The organism is Sodalis-like endosymbiont of Proechinophthirus fluctus (assembly GCF_001602625.1).
Lineage (GTDB): Bacteria > Pseudomonadota > Gammaproteobacteria > Enterobacterales > Enterobacteriaceae.
In genome coordinates this window covers 6,503-11,473 of the sequence record NZ_LECR01000024.1, presented here as the reverse complement: position 1 = coordinate 11,473, position 4,971 = coordinate 6,503, and the positions used below count along the sequence as shown (strand labels likewise).

General features: G+C 54.5%; 4 protein-coding genes, 1 pseudogene and 1 riboswitch. Of the genes and pseudogenes, 3 read left to right on the top strand and 2 right to left on the bottom strand.

Annotated elements, in window-relative coordinates; genetic code table 11:
• Positions 1-189 precede the first annotated feature (189 nt).
• The gene (hldE, locus tag BG74_RS03170; RefSeq protein WP_066596570.1) at positions 190-1,644 is read left to right on the top strand and encodes a bifunctional D-glycero-beta-D-manno-heptose-7-phosphate kinase/D-glycero-beta-D-manno-heptose 1-phosphate adenylyltransferase HldE; all 1,455 of its coding nucleotides are present in this window, start codon (positions 190-192) and stop codon (positions 1,642-1,644) included.
• Between the two features lie 97 nt (positions 1,645-1,741).
• On the opposite strand, the gene ubiK is transcribed toward hldE, so the two are convergent.
• Positions 1,742-2,155: a ubiquinone biosynthesis accessory factor UbiK gene (ubiK, locus tag BG74_RS12665; RefSeq protein WP_187202553.1), complete on the bottom strand. Its 414-nt coding sequence runs from the start codon at positions 2,153-2,155 to the stop codon at positions 1,742-1,744.
• A 130-nt stretch (positions 2,156-2,285) separates the two neighbouring features.
• A riboswitch (FMN riboswitch) is annotated at positions 2,286-2,444 on the top strand.
• Between the two features lie 111 nt (positions 2,445-2,555).
• On the opposite strand from ubiK, the gene ribB reads away from it, so the two are divergent.
• The gene (gene ribB / locus BG74_RS03160) at positions 2,556-3,257 is read left to right on the top strand and encodes a 3,4-dihydroxy-2-butanone-4-phosphate synthase (RefSeq protein WP_066596568.1); all 702 of its coding nucleotides are present in this window, start codon (positions 2,556-2,558) and stop codon (positions 3,255-3,257) included.
• 762 nt (positions 3,258-4,019) lie between these two features.
• Positions 4,020-4,772, top strand: a pseudogene (gene ygiD, locus BG74_RS16265) (4,5-DOPA-extradiol-dioxygenase); the annotation flags it as partial.
• 29 nt (positions 4,773-4,801) lie between these two features.
• Here the strand turns inward: ygiD and BG74_RS16260 are convergent.
• The coding region (locus BG74_RS16260) for a glutathionylspermidine synthase family protein (protein ID WP_244267214.1) at positions 4,802-4,971 on the bottom strand (170 nt) is incomplete at its 5' end.

Genomic DNA, 4,971 nt, shown 5'->3' with positions numbered 1-4,971 from the left:
GCGATCTGGGAGAGATAGGTATTCGCAGGCAGGTGCGCAGTCCCTGCGGCATCCTTGTGCAGCAGTGGTTTGATTACGCGGCGTTGTCGCGGGCGCGGGTCCTAGACCCAGGCGCCGCAGGGGGAGAATTTCTCCCGCCTGTGATATTATTCTGCCCCTAGAACAGGATCTCTTTGGAGCGAGTGGATGATGAAATTGACTTTTCCTAATTTCCGCCGGGCGGGCGTGCTGGTCGTAGGCGATGTGATGTTGGACAGATACTGGTACGGTCCTACCAGTCGGATTTCACCGGAAGCGCCGGTGCCTATCGTAAAAGTGGACACTATTGAGGAGCGCCCCGGCGGGGCCGCCAACGTAGCGATGAATATCGCTGCGCTGGGCTGTCATTCGCGTCTGGTCGGACTGACTGGCATTGATGACGCCGCCCGCGTCATAGGAGCGCGGCTTAGCGAAGTGGAGGTGACCTGCGATTTTGTCGCCGTTACTACCCATCCCACGATAACCAAGCTGCGGGTGTTGTCACGTAATCAGCAGCTTATTCGCCTGGATTTCGAGCAGGGCTTCGACGATGTCGACGCTGCTCCCATGTTAGAGCGTATTCAGCTAGCGCTGCCGAAAACCGGCGCGCTGGTGCTGTCCGATTATGCAAAAGGTGCGCTGGCGCGCGTGCGCGAGATGATTACGCTGGCGAAAGCTGCCGGCGTGCCGGTGCTTGTCGATCCGAAAGGTACCAACTTTAGCCGCTATCAGGGGGCGACGCTGCTGACACCAAACTTGTCCGAGTTCGAGGCGGTAGCAGGGGCTTGCAAAGATGAAGAAACGCTGGTGAGACGCGGCATGAAAATCATCGCTGATTATCAGTTTTCGGCACTTCTGATTACCCGTTCGGAGCAAGGGATGACTCTGCTACAGCCGGGCAGAGATCCGTTAAATTTACCGACGCAGGCTCAGGAGGTTTACGACATGACTGGCGCTGGGGATACGGTCATTGGCGTGCTGGCTGCCGCACTGGCCGCTGGCAATAGTCTGGAGGAGTCCTGTTTTCTGGCCAATGCTGCGGCGGGCGTGGTGGTCGGGAAATTGGGTACGTCAACTGTCAGCCCCATCGAGCTGGAAAACGCTATCCGTGGCCGCACCGAAATGGGCTTTGGCATCATGACCGAAAGCGAACTGAAGCACGCCGTGGCACTGTCTCGTCAGCGCGGCGAGAAGGTGGTCATGACCAACGGTATTTTCGATATCTTGCATGCGGGTCACGTCAGCTATCTCGCCAATGCCCGCAAGTTGGGCGACCGGCTTATAGTAGCGGTGAACAGCGATGATTCCACTAAACGTCTCAAAGGGGAAAGCCGCCCAGTAAATCCATTGGCGCAGCGCATGACCGTCCTGGCAGCGCTCGAGGCGGTGGACTGGGTGGTGTCTTTCAGCGAGGACAGACCGCAGCGACTGATTGCCGACGTGCTGCCGGATGTACTGGTTAAAGGCGGCGACTATCAGATGCATCAGATCGCCGGCAGCAAGGAGGTGTGGGATAATGGGGGCGACGTGCTGGTTCTGAATTTTGAAGACGACTGTTCTACCACCAATACTATCAACGCCATTAAGCACGGCGTCAACGTCATTAAGCACAGCGATCGGGGTTAAGGCGCGCGCCGTGGGTGATGAGCTGTCCATGGTCGAGGCTAACCTCACGTCAGCGGGTCATCGTTGCCGCTGACGTCGCAAGGGGGCTAGAGGGCCGTTATAGCTTTTTAAAGGCGTCTTTAGCAGGTTTGTCGTCCGAGACGCAGCCTTTCGGCACCACCTGTTCTGCCGGGGAAACGCTGGTGGTGTCATTCACGCTGCTCACGACCGAGGGTTTCACTCCCACCGTGTCGCCATCAGGTGCCACAGGGCTGACCAGCGGAACATTTTTCGGCATGGTTTCCATCGCGTTAAGGCGCAGTTCCAATTGACTCAGTTTCTCACGAGTGCGCAACAGCACCAGGGTCTGCACGTCAAATTCCTCTCGGCTAACCAAATCTATTCGGCTGAGATGGTTTTTTAGCACCTGACAGAGTTTTTTTTCCACGTCGTCGCCCAAATCACGGATGCCTTTCGGCAGTGATTCCTGTACCTGACGGGCAAGCTGTTCAAGTTTCTTTGGATCAATCATCGTCTGTTCCTTAAATGGTCAGAATAAATTAAGTGTAATGCCGTTCCCCCTGAGTGGAAACAAAAGCATTCATTGAAATTATGCGTTTGATAATTGTCTCAGCAGCGGGTTGGTGTTATGGTACTTCTGCTTATATTCTCAGGGCTGGGTGCAATTCCCCATCGGCGGTAAACATGATAAAGTATTGCATAGGAAGCTCGCGAGCGCTCAGGTTGCGTGCAGTCTGATGTCAGCAGATCCGGTGTAATTCCGGGGCCGACGGTTATAGTCCGGATGGGAGAGAGTAACGACGTCCAAATGGACTGCGGTCCACTGTCGTTGTTTTTTTAGCCCGTTCGTGGCCGCTCCTAAGTCTGCCCTGATTCTGGTAATCCATATCAATCATGAGGTTTTATTTACCATGAATCAGACGCTTCTTTCCGAATTTGGTTCTCCGCTCCGACGCGTGGAAAATGCGTTGGAGGCGTTGCGCTGCGGCATCGGGGTACTGGTACTGGATGATGAAGATCGTGAAAATGAAGGTGATATGATATTCGCCGCGGAAAACATGACCGTTGAGCAGATGGCGTTGACCATTCGCCACGGCAGCGGTATCGTGTGCCTGTGCCTAACTGAAGAACACCGCCAGCGATTGGCGCTGCCGATGATGGTTAAACGTAACAGCAGTCGTTATCAGACGGCGTTTACCGTCACTATCGAAGCCTCTGAAGGGGTCAGCACCGGGGTATCCGCCGCCGATCGCCTGACGACGATTCGGGCCGCTATCAAAGATAACGTCAAGCCCACCGATCTTAACCGTCCTGGGCATGTGTTCCCGCTGCGCGCTCAGCCTGGTGGAGTGCTGGTGCGCCGGGGGCATACCGAGGCGGCTGTGGATTTAACCACCCTCGCTGGCGTGAAACCGGCGGGCGTTCTGTGTGAAGTGACAAATGACGATGGTACCATGGCCCATGTGCCGGAAATTGTGACCTTCGCCCAGTACCATGGCATGCCGGTGCTTACCATTGAAGATTTGGTGACCTATCGTTGCACTCTGGCACGCGATAGTGAGCTGACCGTCCTGGCCGGGCACGGGGTTGCATCAGTCGGTAGTCAGCGCTAGCCTCCGAATTTCCTGCTAGGTGTGAATTATTAATTCATCTGTGGAGAGCTGCGTGCTGACGATTACTGCCGCGGCGGTATATCTACCGCCGTTATGGCGCGGTATTTTTTCGCTCATCCCTTCAGTACAAGATCTAGTCGAGATCAAACCAAGATCTAGTCGAGGTCAAACACGGTTGAGCCCTCTCTCCAGCTGGCAGTGCTATTGCCGATTACTCAGAATTATAACCGAGTCGAAAGGGATGGCGTCCGCGCAGCGCGCAGGGCAATAATATCCCGCTCCGTTTCCCCTTTGATACGCAGATAAGACGCGTAGGAGCCGCCACCAGCGCTCACTGCTGACATCAGTGATAGCGAACGCACGCTCCTATTCAAGGGCCAGCTGCGCCGCCAGTAGCGGATAACCATGTTCGATGCGGTAATAGTTTCGCCGATCGTGGCTATTTTTGCAGGTGGTGCCTAGGGTGTGTTTATCGCCGCTTAGTTGTGTCAGCTACGGATGACGCGGCGGCAGCTCTCTCGCAATGAATTGTCTATAGATGCGATGATCTAATAATGTGGACAAAAGATCACTACCCACTGATTCCGCTGACGCTAGAATAGCAATTCTGTTTTCATTTCTCAGCCTCAGTTATTCAATTTTTCTGATTATTTTCATCATCATTATCTCAGTTCTTTACGAGGTGAAAAGCGGTAATGTGATGCTATATCATCCGCCGTAAGAGACGCATAACGAATAAGGATACCTGATAGGTAGCCCACGCCCACCCTTTTCCTAGGTTACGGCAAGTTCGATGAACGTGCTGGGAGACAACCGCTATACCCGTACTTGGCACCGTACATTGGCAACAGCTGGGTCAGACACTGCCGCGGCCGAAGGCAATATTGGCCATCTCGGCCCATTAGTATACGCAGGGCACCGCCGTCACCGCTATGGCACAACCCTACACCGTACACGATTTCACAAGATTTCGGCGGTTTTCCGCAGGCGATATTCGATAAGTGTTACCCTGCGCCGGGGTCACCGGCGTTAGCGCACGGGTACAGTCCCTGCTGGCGCCGGTTGGTGGTGTATGCCAATACCGGCGAATAAGGGTTGGATCACGGCACTTGGGGTGTACTCATTAAAATGTGTTCCGAGACAGATATTCCGGTAGTGTAACTCAGCGTCGACGCAATGCGGGATGCCGCCTTCCGTTTCGCCCCCGGGAGAAAACTGGGCGCGCTGCGCAATGAAGGTGTGATGCTGGTAGTCAGCGGCAATGTAATACATAACATGCGCACGATACGTTGGCAGTACGAAGCCGAACCCCGAACCCTACTCTTGGGCACTGTCGTTCGATCAATTTGTGCGCGGAAATATCAGCGCACAATTCACTGATACATTATCGGCAGTATCAGGATACCTCGCCGCCTAATCCCACCACCAGAGCACTTTTTGCCGTTGCTGTATGTGCTGGGCAGCCGGATCGACGATGAGTCAGTCACGGTGCCTGTGGACAGTATGCTGAGATAGTAGCGCGGCATCACTGCGCCACCGCAGGATCAATCAACGATAATGTGCGGATAGAAGCGGGAAAGATCCTGGGTAATTATCTGTCTATCTTCACGCAGGCCAATATCGCAAGATTGATCGTTAACCAGCCAGCTGCCGATCACCGTATAACTGATCACCGTATAACTATTGCCGAAGCGGGGCAGCGGGCAAAACGCCT